The organism is Rhizobium arsenicireducens, from assembly GCF_964021225.1.
The window spans coordinates 2,246,657-2,270,355 of the sequence record NZ_CAXHYK020000001.1; the positions used below are offsets into that span (position 1 = coordinate 2,246,657).

Consider the following 23,699-nt stretch of genomic DNA (forward strand, 5'->3'; position numbering starts at 1 on the left):
GTTTGACGGGCATTGAACCGTGTCACGGAGCCCGTATTGACCAAGACCTCTCCATCGCTGGAAGAACTGGAAGCAACCGTCACCCACATGACGGAGCGTTACGCAGCAAGCGACGATCAGCGCGTTGTCGAACTGATAAGGGTGATCCGCACCCTTGACCGCCGGTTCATGGCTGACCTTTCCGACCCGCGCGATCTGGCGCTTGCCCGCGCCTCTGCACTAATGGTGGTCCGCGCGGTTTTGGAGACATGGACGAACGACGACACGAGCGGCGAGGACTTCCTATGACGAGTTGGTCCCGGAATGGACGGCGACGGGAAGGCCTGCGCAAATATGCCAAGAACCAGTGAGCTGTTTCCTTCGAATTCCTGGGAGTAAAGCCATGAATGTGATGACCTACAAGGGGTATTCGGCTCGGATCGCGTTCGATGCCGAGGATGAGATTTTCTTCGGCAATCTCGCCGGCATCGCCGATGTCGTCGGGTTTCACGCGGAGAGCGTCGACGAACTCAAGCAAGCGTTCCATGAGGCCGTGGACGACTATGTCGAGACATGCCGCAAACTTGGGCGCGAGCCGCATAAGTCCTATTCGGGAAAGATGATGTTTCGCGTTGACCCCGATGTGCATGCGCGCGCCGCAAAGGCGGCCGAGCTTTCCGGCAAGAGCCTCAACCAGTGGGCCGAGGAAGTACTCGGCAAGGCCGCCGGGGACACGGCTTGATCGTCAATGGACTTCAAGACTTTGCCTCCAGCATCGCGCAAGCCTGCACCGCCAGAGTGCGTTTCGTCACAATGGCCAAGGACTGAAGCATGAGCCTCGAACGCCGGAAGATGGAAAACGCGCTCCGTTCGCTGCTCGACAGCTTTCCGGATCCGGCCCTGCACCGCTGGGTCGACGAGACCGTCCGGGCCTTCGAGAAGCGGCTTTCCAACATCGTCGATCCGCGCGAGCGCGACCATGCGCAGCAGGCCGCCCTGGTGCTGATCAAGACGACGCTGCAGCAATGGTCGCAGCATCCGCCGGTGCGGCATTAGAGCGTTTCCTGGCGCGATCGACGTGCCTAGCGGTGTTCGGCGGCAAAGGCCGAGAGTTCGGCTTCAGCCTCGGGCGTCCACAGATCGAGCGCTTTCAAGACTTCAATGGCAAAGGTGACCGGTGCCGAACCCGGCGCGGTGACGATGCGCTTGTCTGACACCGCCCGCGGCTGGTCGCGATAGAGATCGGCGCCATGGTAGCCGGGATACTTGCTGTGCGAGGCGCGCGAATTGCCGGTATGGGCGACGTCGTCGAGGATACCGGTTGCGGCGAGAGCGCTTGCCGCGGCGCATATGCCGGCGACGACCTTGTTCTCAGCCCGGAAGGCCTTTGCCAGCTCGGTGAAATCGAAGGCCCGCCCCTTTTCCCAGGCATAGCCGCCGGGGATCACCAGAGCGTCGAAGCGCTCAGGGTCGATCTCGGCAAAGCCGATGTCCGGCGTGACCTTGAGTCCGCCCATCGAGACGACGGGCTGGCCGTCCGGCGAGGCGGTCAGCACCTCACAGCCGAGATAATAGCGGGCGGCGGCCATCAGGAGCGCGGGCTCCCAGTCGGCGAAATCGGCTTGCAGGGCGACGGCAATGCGGGGCATGGGCAATTCTCCTTGGAAACGAAAAAGCCAAGCGTGGCCGCGCTTAAGACAGCGCCTGCATGTAGCGCATGCCGGTGACCGGACGCGGCACGAAATCCATGTGTTCGTAGAAGCGATGGGCGGCGAAGTTGCCGGTCGCGGCACTGACCGAAAGGTAGTCGCAACCCGACTGGCGAGCAAGCTCCCGGGCGCGGGCGACGAGGTGCTGGCCGATGCCGTTGCCGCGCTGGCCGTCGCGCACGTAGAGATGATGCAGGTCCATGCCGCGCTTGCCTTCCTGCGCCCTGTAGAGCGGCACGAGGATGGCGTAACCGATCAGGCCCTCGCCGCCGTCGGCGACCAGCGCGGTGATCCATGGCAGCGGGCCGAACAGGTCGCGCTCAAGCTTTTCCGGCGTCATCGCCGAGGCGTCGCCATGATGCAGGGCAAGCGCCGCGATCATGGCGTTCAGTTCCGGCAGGTCATGGGACTTGGCGGCGCGGATGACCACGACGGGCGGTCGCGGCAGGGTGATATCGGTGTCTTCGGTCATTTTCGCTTCCCTTTTTCGTTTGCGCCGTCAGGGAAAGCTTTTGTCTTACAAAACAACAAGGCCGCCTGACGGCGGCCTGTTGACATGATGATCTGTCGAGCCGCCGGTTACCGGTAGGCCCAAAAATACGTGCAGGAGATGGGTGCGCGTGCGATGATCATGGCGGCTTCAATGCGCCGATTTCAATCGATTGTCAATGGGGACGACCGGGCAGGCCGCGGGGTGGCTGGTATTGTTCAAGCGACCCGCATCGCCGCTTTCTCCTCAATGTTCGTTGTCGCACAACCCGTGGTCGGACAGCGCCCGGATGACATAGCAGTCGCCGACGGTATGGTTGCCGCAGTGGGCAACGATGCGGTCCAGTTCATGCTCCAGCTTTTGCAGCCGGGCGATCTTCTCGCGCACTTCGACCAGCTGCTCGCGGGCGATATGGTCGGCGCGCTCGCAGGGCTCGTCGGGATGGCCGCTCAGCGCCAGAAGTTCGCGGATCGCCTCGATCGGGAAGCCCAGATCGCGGGCATGGCGGATGAAGGTCAGGCGCTCCAGTTCGGCGCGCTCATAGCGCCGCTGGTTGCCCTCCGACCTGTCGGGCGCGGCGATCAGGCCCATCTGCTCGTAGTAGCGAATAGTCGGCACCTTGACGCCGGTGCGGCGGGAAAGTTCCCCGATCGAGTACATTTCTCGCAATACCCTCTTGAACCTCTAGTCGCTATAGAGACTAGGTAAGACGTCGAACGAGAGCAAGACGAAAAGGAAACGACCAGATGAGCGCCAGCCACGGCCACAGCCACGCCCCCTTCGACGGCATGTCCGACACCTACAAGCGCCGGCTCTGGCTGGTGATCTTCATCAACGCGGCCATGTTCCTCGTCGAGATGACGGCGGGCCAACTCGCCCGCTCGCAGGCCCTGCAGGCCGACGCGCTCGATTTCTTCGCCGACGCCGTGACCTACGGCATTTCCCTCGCGGTGATCGGCGCGTCGCTGAAGGTGCGCAGCACGGCGGCGGCGGCCAAGGGCATCAGCCTGTTCCTGATGGGGCTCTGGGTCTTCGGCTCGACCGTCTGGCGGGTGTTCTACGACGGCATGCCGGAGGCGCCGGTGATGGGCGTAATCGGCTTCATGGCCCTGGCCGCCAATGTCACAAGCGTGCTTCTCCTGATGAATTACAAGGACGGCGATGCCAATGTGCGCTCGGTCTGGCTGTGCTCGCGCAACGACGCGATCGGCAATGTCATCGTCATGATCGCCGCCGTCGGCGTCTGGGGCACGGCAACCGCCTGGCCCGACCTTGCCGTCGCCTTCATCATGGCCGGGCTGTTCCTCAATTCCTCGGCCCAGATCCTCTGGCAGTCCTGGAACGAGTGGAAGGCCGGCGGCGCCGAGGCGCTGGCGAGGAAGGCAGAGGAAGGCTGCACGTCCTGCAGCACCGACCGCCACCAGCGGATTGAACCGCACGCCCATGCAACAGCGGACGGACACGACCACGCGCATTGACCGCGGACGCCAAAAACCCAAGACCGGCAAAAGACGAAGGGCGCCACCGGCGCCCTTTCTGCATTTCCCACAGAGCGGCAGGCAGGCTCAGCCCTCCTCGCCGTCCAATTCGTATTCGCGATAGAGCGCTTCGACCTTTTCGGCGACGGAGGCTGCGGGCGTTTCATCGGCGGCGACGGAGAGATCGGCACCGGGGGTTGCGGCAGCCTTGCGTCCGCCTTCGACGATCCACAAGGCCGTCGCCAGATTGGACGACAGAAGCGTGCTGCTGAAGGCGCTGTTTCCGCTGCTGCGTGGCTTGGCGGTCGCAGCAGAATCCGCCGAAGCATCTTCGCTTTCCGTCGCGCTCGGTATGAACCGGCTATGATATGAATAGCTGCTAAGGCCGCTATCGATCCTCATGGCAGACACTTTCGTTCCAATAGTTAACCATTTGTTAACCATTGAAGCTTGCGCGAGGCTTGCGCCGCAGCGCAGCAATCACCCGATTACACCCCTCGCCTGCTTGACAATATCCGCCGCACGTGACGCTGCTTCGTGACGCATGTCACATTCCGGCTGATCACTTGGCACTCATTGCCGCCGAGACCCGTCAGCCGAGATGCCCGAACTTGCTTTCTTCGTCATGGACGGCCAACAGCCGGGCGCGATCATCCTCGAAGGCGAGTGTGGCAAGTCCGCGCTCCAGAGCGGTCTTGGCCATGGCCCGCGCAGCCTGGGTGAAATCATAGCCCTCGCCGGTCGCAAGGGCTGAGAGCGCGTGTTGCAGGACCAGTCCGACTTCGACCATGCCGGCGCCGTCGCGCGTTATGGCAAGAAAGGCGGCCTCCACATAGTCGTCGGCATTGATCTTCTTGACGTGGACGCGCGGGCAGTCCGGCTCCAGCGGCTCCACGCTCTGCTTTCCCGATTCGTGACCGAGAATTCGGGTGAGCTGGCTGATGACGTCGATCGCCGTTCCGGGATCGTTGATGCCGCGCGAAAGGGCATGCGAGGCAATTTCCGACAGTGCGGTCAGCCCAAACAGCGGATCCTGCTCGAAGTTGCGGGCATAGCCGATGGCAAAGGCACGGAAGAGGTCATGCTTCAGGTCGTCCAGAATGGTCGTGCCGGTTGTGTCCGGCAACAGATAGAGAATCGGCCGGTTCGGCGAACAGAAATCGCCGGGTCGCTGGACGACATAGAGCTGCATCTGGCAGGTTTCCGCCGCACTCGAAAGCAGTGCAATGTCGAGATGGCGCACATAGCCGGTCTGTGGGTGGAAGATCGGCATGGCGCTCGCAGGGATCTCGTCCAGAGGGCGGCCGCCGAGACAGGGTTTACTGCGCTCGTTGACATAGGCTGCCTCTGCAGCTTCCGCCACCCGGCGGATGGTTTCTCCGACCTGGCCGAGCCCCGCCAGATGGCCAATCCAGCGCAAGAGCATGGTGACGACCAAGATCACGACCGCGAGTGTCCCGGCAAAGAGCACCAACCTTGCGCCGCCAGTATAGAGACCGGTGTTCAGCGCGATCAACCCGACGAGGCTGAACAGGAAAGCGCCGAGAAAGGTGGAAAGCGCCGTTTGTGCCGTTTGGTCCTGCAGGAGCAGGCTGATCGCCCGTGGGGTGCCGCTGGTCGCCGCCGCGGTGGTTGCCGAGACGAGCGTCGACAGTGAAAAGGTCGTCACAGCCAGCATGCTGGCGGCAATGATCGTCAGAATGCTTTCGACGGCGCCCGCGCCGACCAGGTTGGAGAGATTATCCGGAAGAATACGGCCAATCGGGATGCTGAGGACCGCGGTCACCACCGCGATCAGCGCATAGAGCGTCGCCCGGAACCCCAGCCTTTTTGTCACTTGCGCTGCCAGCCACCAGCGTCCGCTCATCATGATCGAGGATTCCTTTCGGTTGCCGCCCTAGTCTTCAGTGCCTGCGCCAGGTCATGCAGCCTGTTGACCGTGTTGATGTTGCGAGAGGTGCCGCTCTTCAGCATGGGCAACCTGAGGCGCGAGCGGCCGGACCCGATGGGGTAATGGACGAAGATCTCACGACCGAGCGCCACCACCTCCTCGCCGTCGGGCGCGACGAGGCCGTGAAGCGCATCGTCGGGAACGGGTTCGGCGAAGAAGCTGACCAGCACCCGGTTGGGCTCCATGGCGGCGAAGGGATTGGCGTCGAGGGTTGCGGCCAGTTCGCCCGGCCGGCGCAGGAAAACACCCGGCGGCTTTCCGAGCCGTTCCGCCAACGCCGCATCGAGACGGGCGGCGATATCGGCCGCATCGCCACCGTCGCGGAAGATGACGTTGCCGCTGTGGATGAAGGTCGAGACATCGGAAAAGCCAAGCCCCTCGCAAAGCGCCTTCAGCTCCGCCATCGGGAGTTTTCCGGTGCCGCCGACGTTGATGGCGCGAAGGAGGGCGACGTAGACCGTCATCGAAATACTCCAGTCACAGACCAAATCTGCCAGTCTGATAGCGATACTGGTTGAAATCGGCAATCTGCGGTGGTCATATCTTGCAAAATAGAGCCGGGAACAATTATGGCGCGCGGACAGTCGCTTGAACTTTTTTTTATAGACGGCAAGCCGGATGGAATGCTCACCGCCGAGGTCTTTAATTGGACAGGGCATGTGCTTGTGGCACCTCGTACGCAAATCGCGGAAGCACTTGCGCGAAAGGAGACTGGTTACACAGGCGTCTATTTGTTGCTGGGTGAAGTCAATGATGAACCATACGGATACGTTGGCGAAGGCGAAGATATATCGGATCGCATTCGTATGCATGACACCAAAAAGGATTGGTGGACGCTTGCCGTCTTCGTCGTTGCCAGCGCCAATACTCTCAACAAGGCACATGTAAAATACTTGGAGGCCCGCCTGATCGAGGAAGCGCGATCTGTCGGAAGGTTGAAGCTTGAGAACGGGAATACCCCGTCCCGGCCTTCACTGTCCGAGGCTGCACAGGCGAATATGGAAGCCTTTCTTGATTATCTCCTTATGGTCTTGCCTGCGGTCAGAATCGACAGCTTCCTGCAAAAAAAGCGTCCAGTGATTGTGCCTTCAACTCTCGAAAAGGTGGCTTCGCCACACTTCGAGCTGTATCTGAAGAAAGAAAACATTCGCGCGAAGGCAAGACTGCTTGGGGGCGAATTCGTCGTCGAGGCGGGCTCAATGGCTCGCAAATCATGGGTTGGCGACAGAGCCCACAACACGCATTACTGGCGCCTATTCGATGACCTGGTCGCCAGCGGCGTGCTCGAAGATTGCGGCACTCACCGCGTCTTCAGAGAGAATTATGCATTCTCGAGCACCAGCGCCGCAGGCGCTATTGTAACGGGGCGTTCGACTGCCGGTCCTATCGCGTGGAAGGTCGCAAACTCCGATAAGACCTACAAAGACTGGGAGAACGAAGTCCTCGCGCAGCCAGGGCGCTATTAGGTTACTGTGTCGCGGCCCGAGTGCCCCTCACATCTTGCCCGCCACCTTCACCGCAAACGCATATTCAAAGGCGATCTCCTCCAGGCGCTGGAAGCGGCCGGACTTGCCGCCGTGGCCGGCGGCCATGTTGGTTTTCAGGAGATAGGGGCCGGCCTCCGGCGCCTTCTCGCGCAGCTTGGCGATCCACTTCGTCGGCTCCCAGTAGGTGACGCGCGGGTCGGTCAGGCCGGAGAGCGCGAGGATCGGCGGATAGGGTTTTTGCCCGACATTGTCGTAAGGGCTGTAGGCGGCGATCCAGTTGTATTCCTCGAGCGTTTCGATCGGATTGCCCCATTCACCCCATTCCGGCGGCGTGAGCGGCAGGGTGTCGTCGAGCATGGTGTTCAGCACGTCGACGAAGGGCACGGCGGCGATGATGCCGGCGAATTTTTCCGGCGCCATGTTGGCGATCGCGCCCATCAGCATACCGCCGGCCGATCCGCCCTCGGCGATGATCCGGTCGCAGGACGTGAAGCCCTCCTCCACCAGATGGTCGGCGGCGGCGATGAAGTCCTTGAAGGTATTTTCCTTCTTCTCCATCTTGCCGTCTTCGTACCAGGAAAAACCCTTGTCCTTGCCGCCGCGGATATGGGCGATGGCATAGACGAAGCCGCGGTCGGCAAGCGACAGGCAATTGGTGTTGAAGCCGGCGGCGATCGATATGCCATAGGCGCCATAGCCGTAGAGCAGGCAGGGCGCGGAGCCGTCGAGGGGGGTATCCTTGCGGTAGAGCAGCGTGACCGGCACGTCGATGCCGTCATGGGACGGCGCAAAGACGCGGCGGGTGACGTAGTCGTCGGGATTGTGGCCCGAGGGCACTTCCTGGGTCTTCAGGAAAACGCGCTCGCGGGTCGCCATGTTGTAATCGAAGAGCTGGGTCGGCGTCGTCATCGACGAATAGGAGAAGCGGATGACGTCGGTGTCGTATTCGGCGGCACCCTGAAGGCCGAGCGCATAGGCCTCCTCGGCAAAGGCGATCGAATGCTCCTCGCCGGTCGCCCGATCGCGGATCATGATTTCCGGCAGGCCGTTGCGGCGCTGCAGCCAGATCAGATGGCGGGCGAATGCCATGTGATTGAGGATCAGGCGGCCGGGAAGGTGGGCGACCACTTGCTTCCAGTTTTCCTTGCCCGGCGCGGTCACCGGGGCTTCGACGATCTTGAAGTCCTTGGCGTCGCCGTCGTTGGTGAGGATGTAGAAGACGTCGCCGCCCTCGGTCAGCGAATATTCGACGCCCTCGACCCGCTCGGCGACCAGCATGGGCTCGGCGGTGAGATCCTTGGTCGAGAGGATGCGGTATTCCGAGGTCTCGTGGTCGTGGATGTCGAGATAGATGTAATCATCCAGCAGCGAGCCGCCGACGCCCATGAAGAAACCCGGATCCTTTTCCTCGTAGACCAGTCGATCTTGCGCTTGCGGCTGACCGACCACGTGGTGGAAGACCTTGGAGGGGCGATGGTTCTCGTCCTGCAGGGTATAGAACAAGCTCTTGCCGTCCGGCGCCCAGGCGCCGCCGCCGCCGGTGTTCTCGATCACGTCGGCGAGGTCCTCGCCGGTTAAGAGATCGCGGATGCGCAGAGTGAAATATTCCGAGCCCTTGTCGTCATAGCCCCAGAGACCGAAGGCGTGGTCGGTCGTGTGGTCGATGCCGGCGAGGCGGAAATAGTCCTTGCCCATCGCCTCCTTGTCGCCGTCGAGCAGCAGATGGCGCTGGCTCTCGTCCTTGTGGTTGGCGTCGCGCGGAATGCGGAAATAACGCGGCTGTTCGCCGCCGGTGACGAAGGCGGTGCCATAGGCGAAGGGGCCGTCCTTCATCGGGATCGAGCTATCGTCTTCCTTGATGCGCCCCTTCATCTCGGCGAAGAGCTGTTTCTGCAGCTCCTTGGTGTCGGCCATGGCCGCTTCCATATAGGCGTTCTCGGCCTCGAGATGGCGGCGAAGCTCGGCGTCCAGCAGGGTTGGATCCTTGAACATGGCCTGCCAGTTTTCGGCACGCATCCAGGCATAGTCGTCGGTGCGGGTGATCCCGTGGCGAGTGTCGGAGACGGGCTTTTTCGGCGCGACGGCGGGCTTGGGCAGATTGGCGAAAACGGACAAGGGGAGGCCTTCCTTCTTCGAGGAAATCAGAAACGATCCTTCGAGAGATAGAGAGGCCGAGCCAATGGATCAAGGCGCAATCTCGCCTCGGCCATCAGCGGTAGACGTGCAAATCACCCGCTCGAACTGGAACTCCGATCCGGTCCCAAGCTTGATCTTCGGCCCGGCCAATCGTGGCAGACTTGTCTGCTATTAAGAATATGTCCAAGATGGCACACTTGCCAACCAAAACGTGCATAATGCGGGCGCATCACGCGAGGTGATTATTTAAGGGATATATAATATTGTAGCATCGGGGCGAAGAAGTCGGATGACACGATGACCAAAGCCAAGACGGGCGAGACACACGCCAAAACCATGGTCGAACCCGTCGCCGGAACCATGGCCGGGCGGCTTGCGGCGCTGGAACTGGCACTCGACAATCTGCCGATAGCCGTCGGGCTGTTTCATATCGACGGCCGCGCCATCTATCTCAACGCCCCGTTCCGCCGGCTGCACAAGATCACTGAAGAGAAGCCGAGCACCTACGGCTTTGCCGAGTTGATGGATTCCGAGCTTGTGGCCGAGTGGGCGGACGATCCCCGCCATTTCTTCAAGCATCTCGTTTCCACCCTAAAGACTAAAGGCGCCCTCACCAGCCAGACCGAGATCGGTGGTCGCATTATCGCGATCCACGACATGCTTCTTAAAGGCAACCTCATCCTGTCCACCCAGATGGATGTCAGCGATCGGGTGCGCGCCGAGCAACAGGTCAATTATCTGGCCAGCCACGATACGCTGACGGGTCTTGCCAACCGCGTGACATTCAACACCCAGCTCGAAAACCTGATCGAGCAAAAGAAGGCGATGCGCGGCCGCTTCGCCGTCATGACGATCGACGTCGACCGGTTCAAGGACATCAACGACGTCTTTGGCCACCAGATCGGGGACGCGGTCCTGACCGAATTGGCTCGACGCCTGGAACGCTGCAAGGGTCCGGACGATTTCGTGGCGCGGCTCGGCGGCGACGAATTCGCCATGCTCTCGACCGGAAACGCCCAGCCCGAGGGCGTCAGCGCACTCGCCACTCGACTGCTCGCCATGGCCGAGGAGGAGTTCCCTTGCGGGGGCCAAATGCTGAAAATCGGATTGAGCCTCGGCTATGCCGTCTTCCCGCAGGACGGCCAGGACAGGGCCAGCCTCATGAGCGGCTCGGATGCGGCGCTCTATCGAGCCAAGGCGGACGGCCGCGGCACCGTGCGCTCCTTCGAGCCCGAGATGGACAAGCGCATTCACGAACAGCGGTTGCTGCAGCAGGAACTGCGCTCGGCAATCGATCGAAACGAACTGGAGCTTCGCTATCAACCACAGGCCACGATCGAATGCGAGATCTTTGGATTCGAAGCCCTGCTGCGCTGGCACCATCCGACCAAGGGGCTGATTTCGCCGGATCAGTTCATACCGCTGGCAGAGGAAAACGGGCTCATCATCGAGATCGGCGCATGGACGCTGCGCGAAGCCTGCCGCGAGGCGGCAAGCTGGCCTGAGCATCTGCGCCTGTCGGTCAACCTTTCACCCATACAGTTTCGTCATGGCAACTTGCCGGCCTTCGTTCAGGATACCCTTCGCGAAACCGGACTTGCGCCGCAACGCCTGGAACTCGAAGTCACCGAAGGCGTGCTGGTGCAGGACTTCGCGCGCGCCCTGCACATCCTGCGCGGCCTAAAGGCTCTGGGCGTGCGGATCGCCATGGACGATTTCGGCACCGGCTATTCGTCGCTCTCCTATCTCCAGGCTTTTCCCTTCGACACGCTGAAGATCGACAAGTCGTTCACCTCGAAGCTGTGGAGCGACCATCACGCCAACGAGATCGTGCGCGCGGTGATCGGGCTTGGGCGCGGACTGAACATGCCGATCGTTGCCGAAGGCGTCGAGACGAAGGAACAGCTGGAATTCCTGAGAAAGGAGCAATGCCAGAGCATTCAAGGCTATCTGATCGGCAAGCCCGAACCGATCGCGGTCTATGCAGACATTGTCGGGCGTCCGCAGCCGGCAAAGCGCCCCCCGCGTGGCGCCAGCGGCCGTGAGCGTCACCGCACGCGCGTGGTGCGTGCCCAGTCCATATAGAGTTCGAGCGCCTTGCGGGCGACCGGGCCTTCCTGCAGTTCGCGGCTGTCGAGCTTGTTGACCGGCGCGACCTTGGAATAGTTGCCCGAGGTGAAGATCTCGTCCGCGTCCATGAAATCCTCGATCGACAGCGTGACTTCGCGCACCTCGTAGCCCGCTTCGCGCAGCAGCGTCATGACGCGCGAGCGGGTGATGCCGGCGAGGAAGGTGCGGTTGGCGGCGGGCGTGAAGACCACGCCGTCCTTGACGAGGAAGACGTTGGACGACGCCGTCTCGACGATGTTGCCGTTCATGTCGCGTACCAGCGCATTGTCGAAGCCGCGCGCGCGTGCCTCGAGGATCATGCGGCCGGAATTGGGATAGAGGCTGCCGGTCTTGGCATCGGTCATGGCGCATTCCGGCGTCGGGCGGCGGAAGGGCGACAGCGTCAGCGAATGCGGCTGGGCCGTGTGCATCGGCGCCTCGAACAGGCACAGGGCGAAACGGGTCGAGTCCGGATCGGCAGCGACGACGGAGCCGGGCATGCCATGTTCGGCCCAGTACATCGGCTTGATGTAGATCGCCGTCTTGCCGTCGAACTTCTTCACGCCTTCCCAGGCGAGCCGCTCGATCTCCTCGGCCGAAACGGTCGCCTTCATGCCCATGTTGGCCGCCGAGCGGTTGACGCGGCGGCAGTGGGCGTCGAGATCCGGGGCAATGCCGTCGAACCAGCGGGCGCCGTCGAACACGGTCGAGCCCAGCCACATGGCATGCGAGACGGGGCCGATCAGCGGCGGATTGCCGGAGACCCATTCTCCATCGACATAGGTCCAGGTGGTGGTGCGGGCGGAAGTATCGACAGCCATTGGTTTGTCCTCGTTTCTTGTCTTTCGCTTCTCCCGCTTTATCCGGAAAAAGCAGCACTGGGGTGAATAAATCGATCAAAAATACTCATGCCCCAATCGCTGTACCCTGCGGTAGGTTGCGGCGAAATCCGCCAGGGGAGACGACCGATGAGAGCGATGTATTACGAGGCCTTCGAAGCCATGCCGGAGATCCGGGTGCTGCCCGACCCGACGCCGACGGAGAACGGCGTCGTCGTCAAGGTCGAGGCGAGCGGGCTCTGCCGCAGCGACTGGCACGGCTGGATGGGCCACGATCCCGACATCCGCCTGCCGCATGTGCCGGGCCACGAGCTGGCGGGCGTGATCGCCGCCACCGGCCGCGGGGTGATGCGCTACAAGGTCGGCGACCGGGTGACCGTGCCCTTCGTGTCCGGCTGCGGCCGCTGCGGCGAATGCCGCTCCGGCAACCAGCAGGTCTGCGAGGCGCAGTTCCAGCCGGGCTTCACCCATTGGGGCTCGTTCGCCGAATATGTGGCGATCGATTTCGCCGACCAGAACCTCGTTCATTTGCCGGAGAGCATGGATTTCGCCACCGCCGCCAGCCTCGGCTGCCGCTTTGCGACCTCCTTCCGCGCGGTCGCCGACCAGGCGCGCGTGCAGGGCGGCGAATGGGTGGCCGTGCACGGCTGCGGCGGCGTCGGCCTCTCGGCGATCATGATTGCCGCAGCGCTGGGCGCCAACCCGATCGCCATCGACATCTCGGAGGAGAAGCTCGCCTTCGCCCGCACACTCGGCGCCGTCGCCGCGATCAATGCCCGTGAGACCCAAGACGTCGCCGGCGCGGTGCGCGAGATCAGCCGAGGCGGCGCGCATGTCTCGATCGACGCGCTCGGCTCGCCCGTCACCTGCTTCAACTCGATCCAGAATCTCCGCCGCCGAGGTCGCCATGTGCAGGTCGGCCTGATGCTCGGCGCGCATGCGACGCCACAGATCCCGATGGGGCAGGTGATCGGCCACGAGCTGGAGATCTACGGCAGCCACGGCATGCAGGCCTGGCGCTACGACGCCATGCTGTCGATGATAACCACCGGCAAGCTCGACCCGAAACGGCTGATCGGCCGGGAGATCTCGCTGGATGAGGCCGTGCCGGCACTGGTCGCCATGGACCGATCGACGGACCTCGGCATCAGCGTGATTACGCGGTTCTGAGGGGGGCCCGTGACCTTCGCCTGCCGACGTAGCGCCGGTGGTCTCTGCCCCTCACCCCGCCCCTCTCCCCGTCTAGACGGGGAGAGGGGCATATGGCACCGTCGTGGCTGTCCCCTCTCCCCGCCTGCGGGGAGAGGGTCAGGGTGAGGGGCAAAGTTTCAAATGTTGCGCCTGCGCCAAAAGCTGACCGGCCCTCACGCCACCTGCATCGCCCCCGGGCCCGGGATCGCACCGGGCGGGCATTTGCCGAGGATGATCATGCCGAGGACCTCGTCCTTGGTGACGTCCTCAGTTCGTGCCTGGCCGACCACCTTGCCGTTCTTCATGACGAAGACGCGGTCGGCGAGGTCGAAGACGTCGTGGATGTCGTGGCTGATGAGGAAGATGCCGATGCCCTCGCGCTTCAGCTGCTGGATCAGCTCGCCGACCTGGGCGGTCTCCTGCGGCCCAAGGGCCGCCGTCGGCTCGTCCATGATGAGGATGCGGGCGTCGAACAGGATGGCTCTGGCGATCGCCACCGACTGGCGCTGGCCGCCGGACAAGGCCTTCACCGGCTCCTTGAAACGGCGGAAGTTGGGGTTGAGGCGCCCCATGACCTCGCGGGCCTTGGCCTCCATCGCCACGTCGTCGAGCGTGCCCCAGGGGGTCCTGAGCTCCCGACCGAGATAGAGGTTGGCGGCGGCGTCGACATTATCGGCAACGGCGAGCGTCTGGTAGATCGTCTCGATGCCGTATTGCTTGGCGTCGCGCGGGTTGGCGATGTCGGCCGGTTGCCCGTCGATCAGGATCTCGCCAGCATCGCGGCGATAGGCGCCCGACAGGATCTTGATCAGCGTCGACTTGCCGGCGCCGTTGTGGCCGAGAAGCGCCACGACTTCCCCGGCATAGAGATCGACCGAGGCGTTCTCGACCGCGTGGATGCCGCCGAACGAGATGGAAACATTGTGCATTTCCACGAGCGGAGTGCGTTTGTCAGTCATGATGAAATCCTCTTATCTCGCCCGCGCGCGGTAGATCGTGTCGAGCCAGACGGCGACGACCAGCACGACGCCGACGACGATGCGCTGGAACGGCGTGTCGATGCCGACCAGCACCATGCCCGACTGCAGCGACTGCATGACCAGCGCGCCGAGCATGGCGCCGGCGACCGTGCCCATGCCGCCCGAGAGCGAGGTGCCGCCGATGACGGCTGCGGCGATCGTGTAGAGTTCGTCGAGTTCGCCCTGCGCATTGGTCGCGGCGTTGAGGCGGGCGGTGGAGATCGCGGCGGCGATGGCGCAGAGCATGCCCATCAGCGCGAAGATCTTGACGGTGACCCAGCGGGTCTTGATGCCGGCGAGTTCGGCGGCTTCCGGATTGCCGCCGATGGCGAAGACATAGCGGCCGAAGCGCAGCCGGGTCGAGATGAAGGTCATGACGATGCCGACGCCGATGGCGATCAGCACCGGAATGGCGATGCCGTGCGAGATGAACAGGCCGCCGTCGGGCCAGGCGATGCCGTTTGCATCGGCGAACCGGCGGGCAATCGCCACCGGCCAGGGATAATTGTTGAAGACATAGACCGTCGCCAGAACCAGGAAACAGCTGACGCCGGCAAGGAAATACTCGGCCCAGAGCGGACGCAGCGGAAAGCCGAAGCGGCGGCGCTGCTTGCGCGAATTGACGAGCGTCGCGAGGATGGCCAGGCAGGCGATGACGCCGACGATCCAGCTGGCGGTCGCGCCGATCGAGCCGTCGGTGCCGCCGCCCATCAGCCGGAAGGTCGCGTCCATGGGGGCAACCGTGCGACCCGAGGTGACGAACCAGGTGGCGCCGCGCCAGACCAGAAGCCCCCCAAGCGTCACGATGAAGGACGGCACATTGAGGAAGGCGATGATGGCGCCGTGAAGCGCACCGATCGCCGCGCCAAGCAGAAGCCCGCATCCAAGCGCGATGACCCAGGTCAGCGGGTGATTGAAGCCGAGGATTTGCGGCAGGAGTTCGGCCTGCAGCACGCCCATGAACATGCCGACGAAACCGAGCACCGAACCGACCGAGAGGTCGATGTTGCGGGTGACGATGACCAGCACCATGCCGGTCGCCATGACGGCGACGGAGGCGGTCTGGACCGACAGGTTCCACAGGTTGCGCGGGGTCAGGAACAGACCGCCGGAAAGGATGTTGAAGCCGATCCAGATGATCAGCATGGCGCCGATCATACCGAGCAGACGGGTGTCGATCTCGGTGGCGCGGAAAAAGCGCTTTACCGGGTTTTCGCCCGCGCCGGCCTGCGCGGCCTGCGTGGTATTCGTGATTTCGGCCATGCCGTGCCGTTCTCCCACTTTTGATAATCCCTTGCGATGGCGCCTGCCGCAGCGTGCGGCAATGGCGGCCCGACCTCCTCCGATCCAAAGAGGCGTCGCGACCTGTCCGGGTCGCGACGCTTCAAGGATCATGAGGCCGTCAGGGCAGGCCCGTGTCAATCGCAGGCCGCAACGGAACCCGCGGTGACGCCCTGGCAGGCGGCTTCCTTGGCGATCCAGCCGGCGTCGATGACTACGTTCAGGTTGTCTTTGGTGATCGGCAGCGGAGCGAGGAAGACCGACTGCATCTCGACGCCCTTCGGGCCGCCGGCAAAGGCGGTCACGCCTTCGATTTCGGTCATCTTCTTGCCACCGGCAAGCTCGACGGCGATTTCGGCGGCGCGCTTGCCGAGCTTCCCGGCTGTCCTTCCACACCGACACGGTCTGGGTGCCGAGCGCGACGCGGTTGAGCGCCGCGAAGTCGGCGTCCTGGCCGGAGACAGGAACCGAGCCGGCAAGGCCCTGGGCGGAAAGGGCGGCGATCGCGCCGCCGGCGGTGCCGTCGTTGGAGGCGACGACCGCGTCGACCTTGTTGTCGTTGGCGGTCAGGAACTGCTCCATGTTCTTCTGGGCATTTTCCGGCTTCCAGCCATCGGTATAGGCTTCGCCGACATTCTTGATCTTGCCGGCGTCGATCGCTTCTTTCAGCACTTCCATCTGGCCGGCGAACAGGAAGTCGGCGTTCGGGTCGGCGGAATTGCCCTTGATGAAGACGTAATTGCCTTCCGGCTTCACCTTGAACACTTCGCGGGCCTGCATGCGGCCCACTTCCTTGTTGTCGAAGGTGATGTAGAAGGCGGCCGGGTTTTCGATCAGGCGGTCATAGCCGACGACCGGAATGCCTTCGGCGGCGGCCTTTTCGATGGCCGGGCCGATGGCGTCCGAGTCCTGGGCAAGGACGATGAGCGCATTGGCGCCCTGGGCGATCAGGCTCTCGACGTCGGTCAGCTGCTTGGCGGCAGACGACTGGGCGTCAGCGGAAATATACTTGTCGCCGGAGGCCTCGAGCGCTGCCTTGATGGCGGCTTCGTCGGTCTTCCAGCGCTCTTCCTGGAAGTTCGACCACGACACGCCGACCACGAGGTCCTTGGCGTTGGCGACGGTATGCAGGCTGGTGATGACGGCGGCGCACGCCATCAGCTTCAAGACGGATTTCATCATTGCCTCCCTTTGAAAGACGCGGCACGCCGGCGAACCTCCCGTTCACCCCCTAAAGCGGCCCGTCGAAGAATACTGCCCTGCCCTGGCCAAGCGGCTCAGAGTTTTTCTCGACAGTCGAGAAAATAAATGTCAGAAGAATCCGGAGCTGTCAACACGCACCCGGAGGGGCTTGCAAAACGCCGCGTGCTGATGATCTTGCTGAAGGTCATATCGCAAGGGACCATGATGATCGGACGCCTGCCATGCTGATGAAATCGAGCACCGAAATGGTGCGTCAGCAAAACAGCGCGCTCGTGCTCTCGGCGCTCCGCCGCCAGGGATCGCTCGCCCATACCGACATCGCCGCCGCGACCGGCCTTGCCTCGGCCACCGTTTCGGCGATCACCGCCGACCTGGAGCGCATCGGCGCGCTGGAGCGGCACGAGCAGCCGGCGACCGGCGGTCGCGGACGCCCGCGCGTGCTGTTCGCCAGGCGGCGCGACTTCGCCTATCTCGTCGCCGCGCGGATTTCTTCAGACAGCGTGCAATATTCGCTGGCCGATTATACCGGCACACTGATCGACCGCTTCGACGAGCCGCGCGACCATGCGGCCCCCTCGCCTCAAGCCTTCACCGCCAGCTTTCGCGACGCGCTGTCCCGGCTGGCGCAGCGTTCCAAGCTTGCGCCCGAGCGGATCGCCGCCGTCTCGGTGAGTTCCAAGGGCATGGTCGACGCGAACGGCTCGCGGCTCTTGTGGTCGCCGGTGTTCGGCCATGAGGAGATCGATTTTTCCACGGCGCTGGCCGTCTCGCCGCAGACCCGCATCCGCCTCAACAACGAGACGCTGCTGGTTGCCCATGCGCTGGGGCTTCGCGCCGACAAGGATACGGATCGGCCGTTCCATGCGCTCGCGACCCTGTCGCTCGGCCATTCGATCGGGCTCGGGATCGCGCGGCGCGGCCATTCGGGCGAGCTCGAGGTCAGCGCGCCGAACTTCGGCCATATGCTGAACGCCTCCGACGGCAAGCTCTGTCGCTGCGGCTCGTACGGCTGCGTCGAGGCCGCGGCCGGCTTCTACGGCATCCTTCGGACCGCCTTCGAAGTGCCGCCCGACACCATTCCGGCGAAGTTCGTACCGCTGGCCGAAATGGACAAGATCGCCGGCCGCGCCCGGCAGGGCCATCGCATGTCGGAATATGCCTTCCGGCAGGCGGGTCTCGCGCTCGGCCAGGGACTTTCTCGCATGCTCAGCCTCAACGAGAACATGCCGATCGTCATTACCGGCCACGGCACACGCTATATCGACCTCCTCAGCCGCGGCATCGACGAGGGGCTGTCGCAATCGCTGCATGTCCGCATCTATGGCGCGCCGGAGATCACCATCGTGCCGGAAGAGGCGATGCTGGTGTTCGAGGGTCACGTTGACCGGGCCCTGACCGAGATCGACCACGATGTGGCGGGGTTGAGGGCCGAGGAGGCGACGGCGCGCTGAACCGAGCCGAATGGCGCCCTTGCCGAGGGGCGGCTCTCGTCCTATCAGTCGACAATTCGATCGAGGGAGGAACGATGTCCACGGCGGCTTATGTTTTCGATGCCTATGGCACGCTGTTCGACGTGCATGCGGCGGTGCGCCGCCATGCCGAGCGGGCGGGGCCGGAGCATCAGCGCTTTTCCGAAATGTGGCGGGCCAAGCAGCTCGAATATTCCTGGGTGCGCACGCTGATGGGCAGCTATCGCGATTTCTGGCAGCTGACCCAAGAGGCGCTGGACTATACGCTCGCCCGCTTTCCGAGCGTCGATCGCTCGTTGCGCGACGACCTGCTTTCGGCCTACTGGACGCTCGACTGCTATCCGGAAGTGCCGGCGGTGCTGAAGGAGCTGAAGAGCCGCGGCGCGAAACTGGCCATCCTCTCCAACGGCTCGCCGGACATGTTGCAGGCGGCGGTGAAGAATGCGGCGCTCGACGGCATTCTCGACGACGTGTTTTCCGTCGACGCCATCCGCGCCTACAAGACCGCGCCTGAGGTCTACGACATGGTGACGACCGCCTATCGCCTCTATCCGGACGCGGTGTCCTTCCAGTCGTCGAACCGCTGGGACGTGGCCGGCGCGCAGAAATTCGGCTTTCGCACGGTGTGGATCAACCGCCTCGACCTGCCGGACGAATATGCCGACCACGGTCCGGACCTGATCCTGCGCAGTCTCGAAAGCCTCTGACGACAGAACACGCCCGAGGGCCGATGGGCGCGTGCTGTTCAGGTTTCCGCGTCTGTTTGTCGTGGCGGTGAAGGGATGACTTCGCGAGGTCCGTGCCTTTGCGCATTGCCGGACGGAAAACCGCTTCGCACTTTTGCCAGAAATACTCTAGAAGGCGATCCCAACCTTTAAGGGCGCGCGCGCCGAAACCAACAGAACCTGAAAGCCCCAGCCGATGAGCACCCTTTGGACAAAGCCCGTCACCCTCGCGCTCGGCGAAGAGGGCGAGGACGTGACGATCGACAGCACGGAAGCCGCCTCCTGGGCGATGATCGAGGACTGGCCGACCGAGGACGGACCGGCGCTCGACAAGGCGCTGCTGGTGTGTATGGACGTGGTCGCCGGCAAGAAGAAGGACGAGGACGCCCGCAAGGCCTTCATCGCCGCGGCGATCGAGGCGGGGATCGTTGTTCGGGACTAGGTTCGGCCGGCATCGTTTCAAGAACCCTGCCACAGAATGCCACCTTGAAGCTGACGGCAAAAGGGTCATCTTACTGGAATACTGATCGCGGCTTCACCCTGCCCCGGTCGCCGCCCTCCGTGCGAAAGAGGAGTATTCCATAAAATATGTCACCGCCAACGGCGCGCACATTCCGGCCCTCGGCTTCGGTACCTTCCGCATGCCGGGCGCCGACGTGCTGAAGATCCTGCCGCTCGCCTTGAAGACCGGCTTTCGCCACATCGACACCGCGCAGATCTACGGCAACGAGGCCGCGGTCGGCGCGGCGATCGGCCGCTCGGGCCTTGCGCGCGGCGATGTCTTCCTCACCACCAAGGTGTGGGTCGACAGGTTCGCCCGAGGCGCCATGGGCCCCTCGGTCGACGAGAGCCTGAAGAAGCTGGAGACCGACCATGTCGACCTTCTGCTTCTGCACTGGCCGCAAAGCCCGGTGCCGCTCGAAGAGCAGATCGAGGGCTTGAACGCGCTGGTCGATGCCGGCAAGGTGCGCCATATCGGCGTGTCCAACTATAATTGCGCGCTGATGGGCGAGGCCGTGCGGCTATCGAAGGCGCCGATCGTCACCAACCAGATCGAATATCATCCCTATCTCGACCAGACCGCCGTGCTCTCGGCCGCCCGCTCCTACGGCCTGTCGGTGACGGCCTATTACGCCATGGCCGACGGCCGGGTGCCGAAGGACGAGCTGCTGCAGGACATCGGCGCCCGCCACGGCAAGACGGCGGCCCAGGTGAGCTTGCGCTGGCTCATCCAGCAGCAGAGCGTCGCGGCGCTTTCGAAGACCGCGACCGAAAGCCGGCTCGCGGAAAATTTTGCCGTCTTCGACTTCTCGCTCGACGCCGAGGAAATGGACGCGATTTCGGCGCTGGCAGGGCCCGACGGGCGGATCGTCAACCCGGGGCATCTCGCGCCGGAGTGGGATTGAGGGGGGAGCAGGCATTCCGCCCCATTACTGACCGACTTGGGGCCGTTTGCTGACAGGCAGCTTCTGGTGGACCGGAATTCGAGCTGCTATTCGCGTGTCGATAGGATACTTGACCTTGGCTCATAGCAGTCTGATAGCCACTCAAGCCCAGAAAGCCTCAAAAAATCGATAGCATAGCCTCCCTTATCGCGTCGGCGACCTTGCCAGGGCAGATGATCCAGCTTATCTTGTTGTGAGCAACAAGATGGCAGGCGATTTCGTGACAGTACTCTATACCCCAGGCCAATTGCGGAGCGCTGTGTCTATCGCGCCAGAAACGTATCGTCACTGGAAAAAGGCGCTCGGGCCGTTGCGGCGCGCCCGTGGTCACAGCCCATGCTTCCGGTCGGGAGACCTTGTCGCTCTGACCGTTATCAGATTGCTCACATTAGATATGGGAATTCGAGTAGGGGCGCTAACGGCGATCGGGGAAGCTCTGTTCGACCTCTGCAACCGATCACCCTGGCCGGTGCTGGAGCGGTCCAAGTTGATCATTGATTTGCCGAATGCCGGGCTGCTACTGCACGGCGAATTCACGGAAGCGCCAACCGATAAACCGTCTATCACGATCCCATTAGCCCCGCTCATCGCTCAGCTTCGCGAGCAATTGCTGGCCGCGAGCATTGAAGATGAGCAGCCTTCTCTGCGCTTCCCGCCGGTCGAGATCACCCCCGCCCTCGCCTCTCGTGGAGGTCGGTCGTGAACGCAGTAGATTATATCGCTAAAGCGGCTCGAGACACTGGATACCGTTCCGAAGCGGTAGTTACCGACTACTCCTTTGCTGACGTCCTAGCCGAGAACAATCCGACCCGGACTGTTCAGCTTGCGGCATTTACCCGCACGCCCCCCTCGTATCGGTCTGCTGCGCTCGCTGTTGTGCGTGGCGAAGGGCGCCAAGCGCTCGACCTAGTGAATGAGCATCGCGCTTTGGGCGCTCCCCTGCTGTTCGTCATCAATCAGCATGATGTGACCGTATGGGAAGTCAGAAGTAAGGTTCCCCCACGCGCGATTGAAACCGTCGAACTCGGCGGAATCGACGATCTGTTCAAGCGCCATCGTGCGTCTTGGCATCCCGACGCAATTCATCGCGCGAAATCCGTTGGCCCGTCCGAAGATGGTCCCCAACTCGACTTCGTCGATCTGGGCTTGCTGCCTGCGATCGAAGGCGAAATTCACATCAAATTAGGCCGCCTGCTGGTCGAGACGCTTGATCTGTCGCGAAAGGCATCTGAAGGTGAAGCCTTGGATGCGCGCACGCTTTTCCGTGTCGTATTCCGGCTCCTCGCCGCCAAGGTTCTGGAAGACCGTCGCCATCCCTATGCGGCCGCCTGGAACGCCGATGACCTCTCATCTGTCCTCGCAGGAATTGAGACCTATTACTCGCTGGGACATATCGAAGGCCGCTTGGCGAATGAGTTGCCCGCAGTTTTTGACGCGGCATGGCGCCATTTGCGAGCCGGAATTAGCTTCTCGAATATCTCGTCGGATGACTTGGCATTCGTTTATGAGAACACGCTCATCACACCCGAGACCCGCAAGGTTTTCGGCACCCATAGCACACCGCGGCAAGTTGCCGAGTATGTCGTCCAGAAGCTCCACCTGCGCGACCACAAGCCCGAAGATCTGAAAATCTACGAGCCTTTCGCTGGCGCGGGCGTTTTCCTCGTCTCGGCTTTGCGCCACCTGCGCGACCTGCTTCCGGTTGAATGGTCGGACCAGCAGCGCCATGATTTTTTGATCAAGCACATCTCAGGGGATGAGGTCGACGCATTCGCCTGTGAAGTCGCCACGCTTTCCCTTATCCTTGCCGACTACCCCAATCATAACGGTTGGCATGTCAAAGAGGCTGACCTGTTCGCTGGCAACACGCTCGCAGACCGGATCAGCGCAAATAACATCATCCTCTGCAATCCTCCGTTCGAAGCTTTTACCGAAGCGGACAAGAGCCAATATGAGATTGCCGGAAGGACGCATTCGAAGGCCATCGCAGCACTGAGCGCAGCCTTGGACGCCAAGCCTCTCGCTTTGGGCTTTGTTCTGCCCCGCTCATTTATCCTCGATCGACAATTCGCAGAGCAACGGCGACGGATCGAAAGTCTGTATGGCTCAGTGGAGGTACTCAAACTTCCTGACGGTATCTTTGGCGCATCAGATGTTGAAACGGCCGCAGTCATCGCCCGTGACCTGCGGCCCACCCCGGCTGTGTCCATCACCTTGCGCTCTACAGAGGTAGCGGAAAGGGATCGTTCGGCATTCCTTAAAACCGGCCAGACAACGGTGCATCGCGACCTCACCCGAGACGTTGCCGAAAAGCCGGACGGGTGCCTCTGGATTCCTCCCCTTAACACTCTTTGGGATTATCTACGCGATGGCCCACGGCTTGGAACACTATTGAATCCAAGTCAGGGCCTGCAATGGTATGATCAAGATCAGGGGCGTAGCGAAAACCCGAAGCCCGGATACGAGTTGGGCTTTGCCAGCGCCCGTAACCTCAAGCAGTATCAACCTCCCAAGCCCATGTGGTTGGACTTCCGTGAAGACCATATTCGTCGCGCATTCAATCATGACTGGTCCAGACCGAAACTGATTGCCAGCGCAGCGCGCCTTAGCAGGGGCGCTTGGTGCATTGGCTCTTTCGTCGATCTCGAAGGCGTTCTTTGTTCACAGCAATTTTTCGGACTATGGCCCGTCGAACAGCTTACCAGTAGCCAGTTGTTCGCACTCTCAGCCGTTCTCAACGGGCCAGTTGCTAACGCCTTCCTGGCTATGAACTCTCCGAAAGACCGGTTCCGGGTGTCAGTCGTCCGAGAAGTCCCAATTCCTGCCTTACTCCCCAAAAAGCTCACGGAACTGGCTGAAGAGTACATCACCAGGGTAAACGCCGCTTCGATCTTCGACAAAACCGATGGGGACTTAGCGGTGCTGCTTTCGCAGATCGATGCTGAAGTCATGAAGGCCTACGATCTGCCCCTCAAGCTTGAGCGACAGCTTTTGGCTTATTTTGAGGGGTCGGACCGTCCCGTCGCCCATGCGTGGAAGCACTGGAATGAGAGCTATCCAGTTCCCGGCCTGAGTTTGGCGGAGCGGCTATCCGGCCGTTTCAACGCTACAGGAGACTGGGTCAGGAAAGTGTTCCAGCCACTGCCCCAAAGCGAGATCGATTTGCTTCGCGATTATGTGGCGTAACC

Annotated in this window: 23 protein-coding genes and 1 pseudogene; 13 read left to right on the top strand and 11 right to left on the bottom strand. The window is 62.4% G+C overall.

Translation table 11 applies throughout. The annotated features are described in order from the left end of the window. Positions 1–36: 36 nt before the first annotated feature. The 3 genes from ACWPVA_RS11170 (at position 37) to ACWPVA_RS11180 (ending at position 1,035) form a co-directional block, all read left to right on the top strand. Positions 37–288 carry a hypothetical protein gene (locus ACWPVA_RS11170; RefSeq protein ID WP_454287757.1) on the top strand — a complete coding sequence of 84 codons (252 nt, stop codon included), beginning with the start codon at positions 37–39 and terminating at the stop codon, positions 286–288. A 94-nt stretch (positions 289–382) separates the two neighbouring features. Beyond that, the gene (locus ACWPVA_RS11175) at positions 383–721 is read left to right on the top strand and encodes a type II toxin-antitoxin system HicB family antitoxin (RefSeq protein WP_454287758.1); all 339 of its coding nucleotides are present in this window, start codon (positions 383–385) and stop codon (positions 719–721) included. A gap of 89 nt (positions 722–810) precedes the next feature. Further along, the gene (locus ACWPVA_RS11180; protein ID WP_454287759.1) at positions 811–1,035 is read left to right on the top strand and encodes a hypothetical protein; all 225 of its coding nucleotides are present in this window, start codon (positions 811–813) and stop codon (positions 1,033–1,035) included. Positions 1,036–1,061: 26 nt separating this feature from the next. On the opposite strand, the gene ACWPVA_RS11185 is transcribed toward ACWPVA_RS11180, so the two are convergent. The 3 genes from ACWPVA_RS11185 to ACWPVA_RS11195 all read right to left on the bottom strand — a co-directional run bounded on the left by ACWPVA_RS11185 (position 1,062) and on the right by ACWPVA_RS11195 (position 2,838). Continuing rightward, a complete protein-coding gene (locus ACWPVA_RS11185; RefSeq protein WP_454287760.1) occupies positions 1,062–1,628 on the bottom strand; it encodes a DJ-1/PfpI family protein in 567 nt (188 codons plus the stop codon). A 43-nt stretch (positions 1,629–1,671) separates the two neighbouring features. Next, positions 1,672–2,160 (bottom strand): N-acetyltransferase family protein, encoded by a 489-nt coding sequence (locus tag ACWPVA_RS11190; protein WP_454287761.1) that lies wholly within the window; start codon positions 2,158–2,160, stop codon positions 1,672–1,674. A 264-nt stretch (positions 2,161–2,424) separates the two neighbouring features. After that, on the bottom strand, positions 2,425–2,838 hold the full coding sequence (locus tag ACWPVA_RS11195) for a MerR family transcriptional regulator (RefSeq protein WP_454287762.1): 414 nt from the start codon (positions 2,836–2,838) through the stop codon (positions 2,425–2,427). Positions 2,839–2,924: 86 nt separating this feature from the next. On the opposite strand from ACWPVA_RS11195, the gene ACWPVA_RS11200 reads away from it, so the two are divergent. Further along, positions 2,925–3,656, top strand: coding sequence for a cation transporter (locus tag ACWPVA_RS11200; RefSeq protein ID WP_454287763.1), 732 nt, complete (start codon positions 2,925–2,927; stop codon positions 3,654–3,656). 87 nt (positions 3,657–3,743) lie between these two features. Here the strand turns inward: ACWPVA_RS11200 and ACWPVA_RS11205 are convergent, their stop codons facing one another. The 3 genes from ACWPVA_RS11205 to ACWPVA_RS11215 all read right to left on the bottom strand — a co-directional run bounded on the left by ACWPVA_RS11205 (position 3,744) and on the right by ACWPVA_RS11215 (position 6,071). Further along, complete coding sequence (locus ACWPVA_RS11205; RefSeq protein ID WP_454287764.1) at positions 3,744–4,058, bottom strand: hypothetical protein; 315 nt, start codon at positions 4,056–4,058, stop codon at positions 3,744–3,746. Between the two features lie 190 nt (positions 4,059–4,248). Next, positions 4,249–5,526, bottom strand: coding sequence for a DUF2254 domain-containing protein (locus ACWPVA_RS11210; protein ID WP_454287765.1), 1,278 nt, complete (start codon positions 5,524–5,526; stop codon positions 4,249–4,251). Next, positions 5,523–6,071: a DUF1697 domain-containing protein gene (locus tag ACWPVA_RS11215; RefSeq protein ID WP_454287766.1), complete on the bottom strand. Its 549-nt coding sequence runs from the start codon at positions 6,069–6,071 to the stop codon at positions 5,523–5,525. The genes ACWPVA_RS11210 and ACWPVA_RS11215 overlap by 4 nt, the downstream gene beginning before the upstream one ends. A gap of 105 nt (positions 6,072–6,176) precedes the next feature. Between ACWPVA_RS11215 and ACWPVA_RS11220 the strand changes: the two genes are divergently transcribed. Continuing rightward, positions 6,177–7,073, top strand: a complete 897-nt coding sequence (locus ACWPVA_RS11220) for a GIY-YIG nuclease family protein (protein ID WP_454287767.1) — start codon at positions 6,177–6,179, stop codon at positions 7,071–7,073. 27 nt (positions 7,074–7,100) lie between these two features. Here ACWPVA_RS11220 and ACWPVA_RS11225 read toward each other — a convergent pair whose 3' ends face one another. Next, positions 7,101–9,209: a S9 family peptidase gene (locus tag ACWPVA_RS11225; protein WP_454287768.1), complete on the bottom strand. Its 2,109-nt coding sequence runs from the start codon at positions 9,207–9,209 to the stop codon at positions 7,101–7,103. A gap of 318 nt (positions 9,210–9,527) precedes the next feature. On the opposite strand from ACWPVA_RS11225, the gene ACWPVA_RS11230 reads away from it, so the two are divergent. Beyond that, positions 9,528–11,315, top strand: a complete 1,788-nt coding sequence (locus ACWPVA_RS11230) for a putative bifunctional diguanylate cyclase/phosphodiesterase (protein WP_454287769.1) — start codon at positions 9,528–9,530, stop codon at positions 11,313–11,315. Here the strand turns inward: ACWPVA_RS11230 and ACWPVA_RS11235 are convergent. Continuing rightward, positions 11,279–12,160 carry a branched-chain amino acid aminotransferase gene (locus tag ACWPVA_RS11235; RefSeq protein WP_454287770.1) on the bottom strand — a complete coding sequence of 294 codons (882 nt, stop codon included), beginning with the start codon at positions 12,158–12,160 and terminating at the stop codon, positions 11,279–11,281. The genes ACWPVA_RS11230 and ACWPVA_RS11235 overlap by 37 nt on opposite strands. Positions 12,161–12,307: 147 nt before the next feature. Between ACWPVA_RS11235 and ACWPVA_RS11240 the strand changes: the two genes are divergently transcribed. Beyond that, the gene (locus ACWPVA_RS11240; RefSeq protein WP_454287771.1) at positions 12,308–13,348 is read left to right on the top strand and encodes a zinc-dependent alcohol dehydrogenase family protein; all 1,041 of its coding nucleotides are present in this window, start codon (positions 12,308–12,310) and stop codon (positions 13,346–13,348) included. Between the two features lie 194 nt (positions 13,349–13,542). On the opposite strand, the gene ACWPVA_RS11245 is transcribed toward ACWPVA_RS11240, so the two are convergent. The 3 genes and pseudogenes from ACWPVA_RS11245 to xylF form a co-directional block, all read right to left on the bottom strand. Beyond that, a complete protein-coding gene (locus ACWPVA_RS11245; RefSeq protein WP_454287772.1) occupies positions 13,543–14,328 on the bottom strand; it encodes an ATP-binding cassette domain-containing protein in 786 nt (261 codons plus the stop codon). Between the two features lie 12 nt (positions 14,329–14,340). Beyond that, positions 14,341–15,651: a sugar ABC transporter permease gene (locus ACWPVA_RS11250; RefSeq protein ID WP_454287773.1), complete on the bottom strand. Its 1,311-nt coding sequence runs from the start codon at positions 15,649–15,651 to the stop codon at positions 14,341–14,343. Between the two features lie 155 nt (positions 15,652–15,806). Continuing rightward, a pseudogene (gene xylF, locus ACWPVA_RS11255) lies at positions 15,807–16,848 on the bottom strand (D-xylose ABC transporter substrate-binding protein). Between the two features lie 245 nt (positions 16,849–17,093). Here xylF and ACWPVA_RS11260 point away from each other — a divergent pair. The 6 genes from ACWPVA_RS11260 to ACWPVA_RS11285 all read left to right on the top strand — a co-directional run bounded on the left by ACWPVA_RS11260 (position 17,094) and on the right by ACWPVA_RS11285 (position 23,697). Continuing rightward, positions 17,094–18,323 (top strand): ROK family protein, encoded by a 1,230-nt coding sequence (locus ACWPVA_RS11260; protein WP_454287774.1) that lies wholly within the window; start codon positions 17,094–17,096, stop codon positions 18,321–18,323. A 74-nt stretch (positions 18,324–18,397) separates the two neighbouring features. Continuing rightward, the gene (locus tag ACWPVA_RS11265; RefSeq protein ID WP_454287775.1) at positions 18,398–19,048 is read left to right on the top strand and encodes a haloacid dehalogenase type II; all 651 of its coding nucleotides are present in this window, start codon (positions 18,398–18,400) and stop codon (positions 19,046–19,048) included. 214 nt (positions 19,049–19,262) lie between these two features. Next, complete coding sequence (locus tag ACWPVA_RS11270) at positions 19,263–19,508, top strand: DUF982 domain-containing protein (RefSeq protein ID WP_454287776.1); 246 nt, start codon at positions 19,263–19,265, stop codon at positions 19,506–19,508. A 139-nt stretch (positions 19,509–19,647) separates the two neighbouring features. After that, positions 19,648–20,472: an aldo/keto reductase gene (locus tag ACWPVA_RS11275; RefSeq protein ID WP_454289574.1), complete on the top strand. Its 825-nt coding sequence runs from the start codon at positions 19,648–19,650 to the stop codon at positions 20,470–20,472. Positions 20,473–20,716: 244 nt separating this feature from the next. Further along, complete coding sequence (locus ACWPVA_RS11280) at positions 20,717–21,214, top strand: hypothetical protein (protein WP_454287777.1); 498 nt, start codon at positions 20,717–20,719, stop codon at positions 21,212–21,214. Further along, entirely contained in the window at positions 21,211–23,697 is a 2,487-nt protein-coding gene (locus ACWPVA_RS11285; RefSeq protein WP_454287778.1) for an N-6 DNA methylase, read from the top strand. Before ACWPVA_RS11280 ends, ACWPVA_RS11285 begins: the two co-directional genes overlap by 4 nt. The last annotated feature ends 2 nt before the right edge of the window (positions 23,698–23,699 follow it).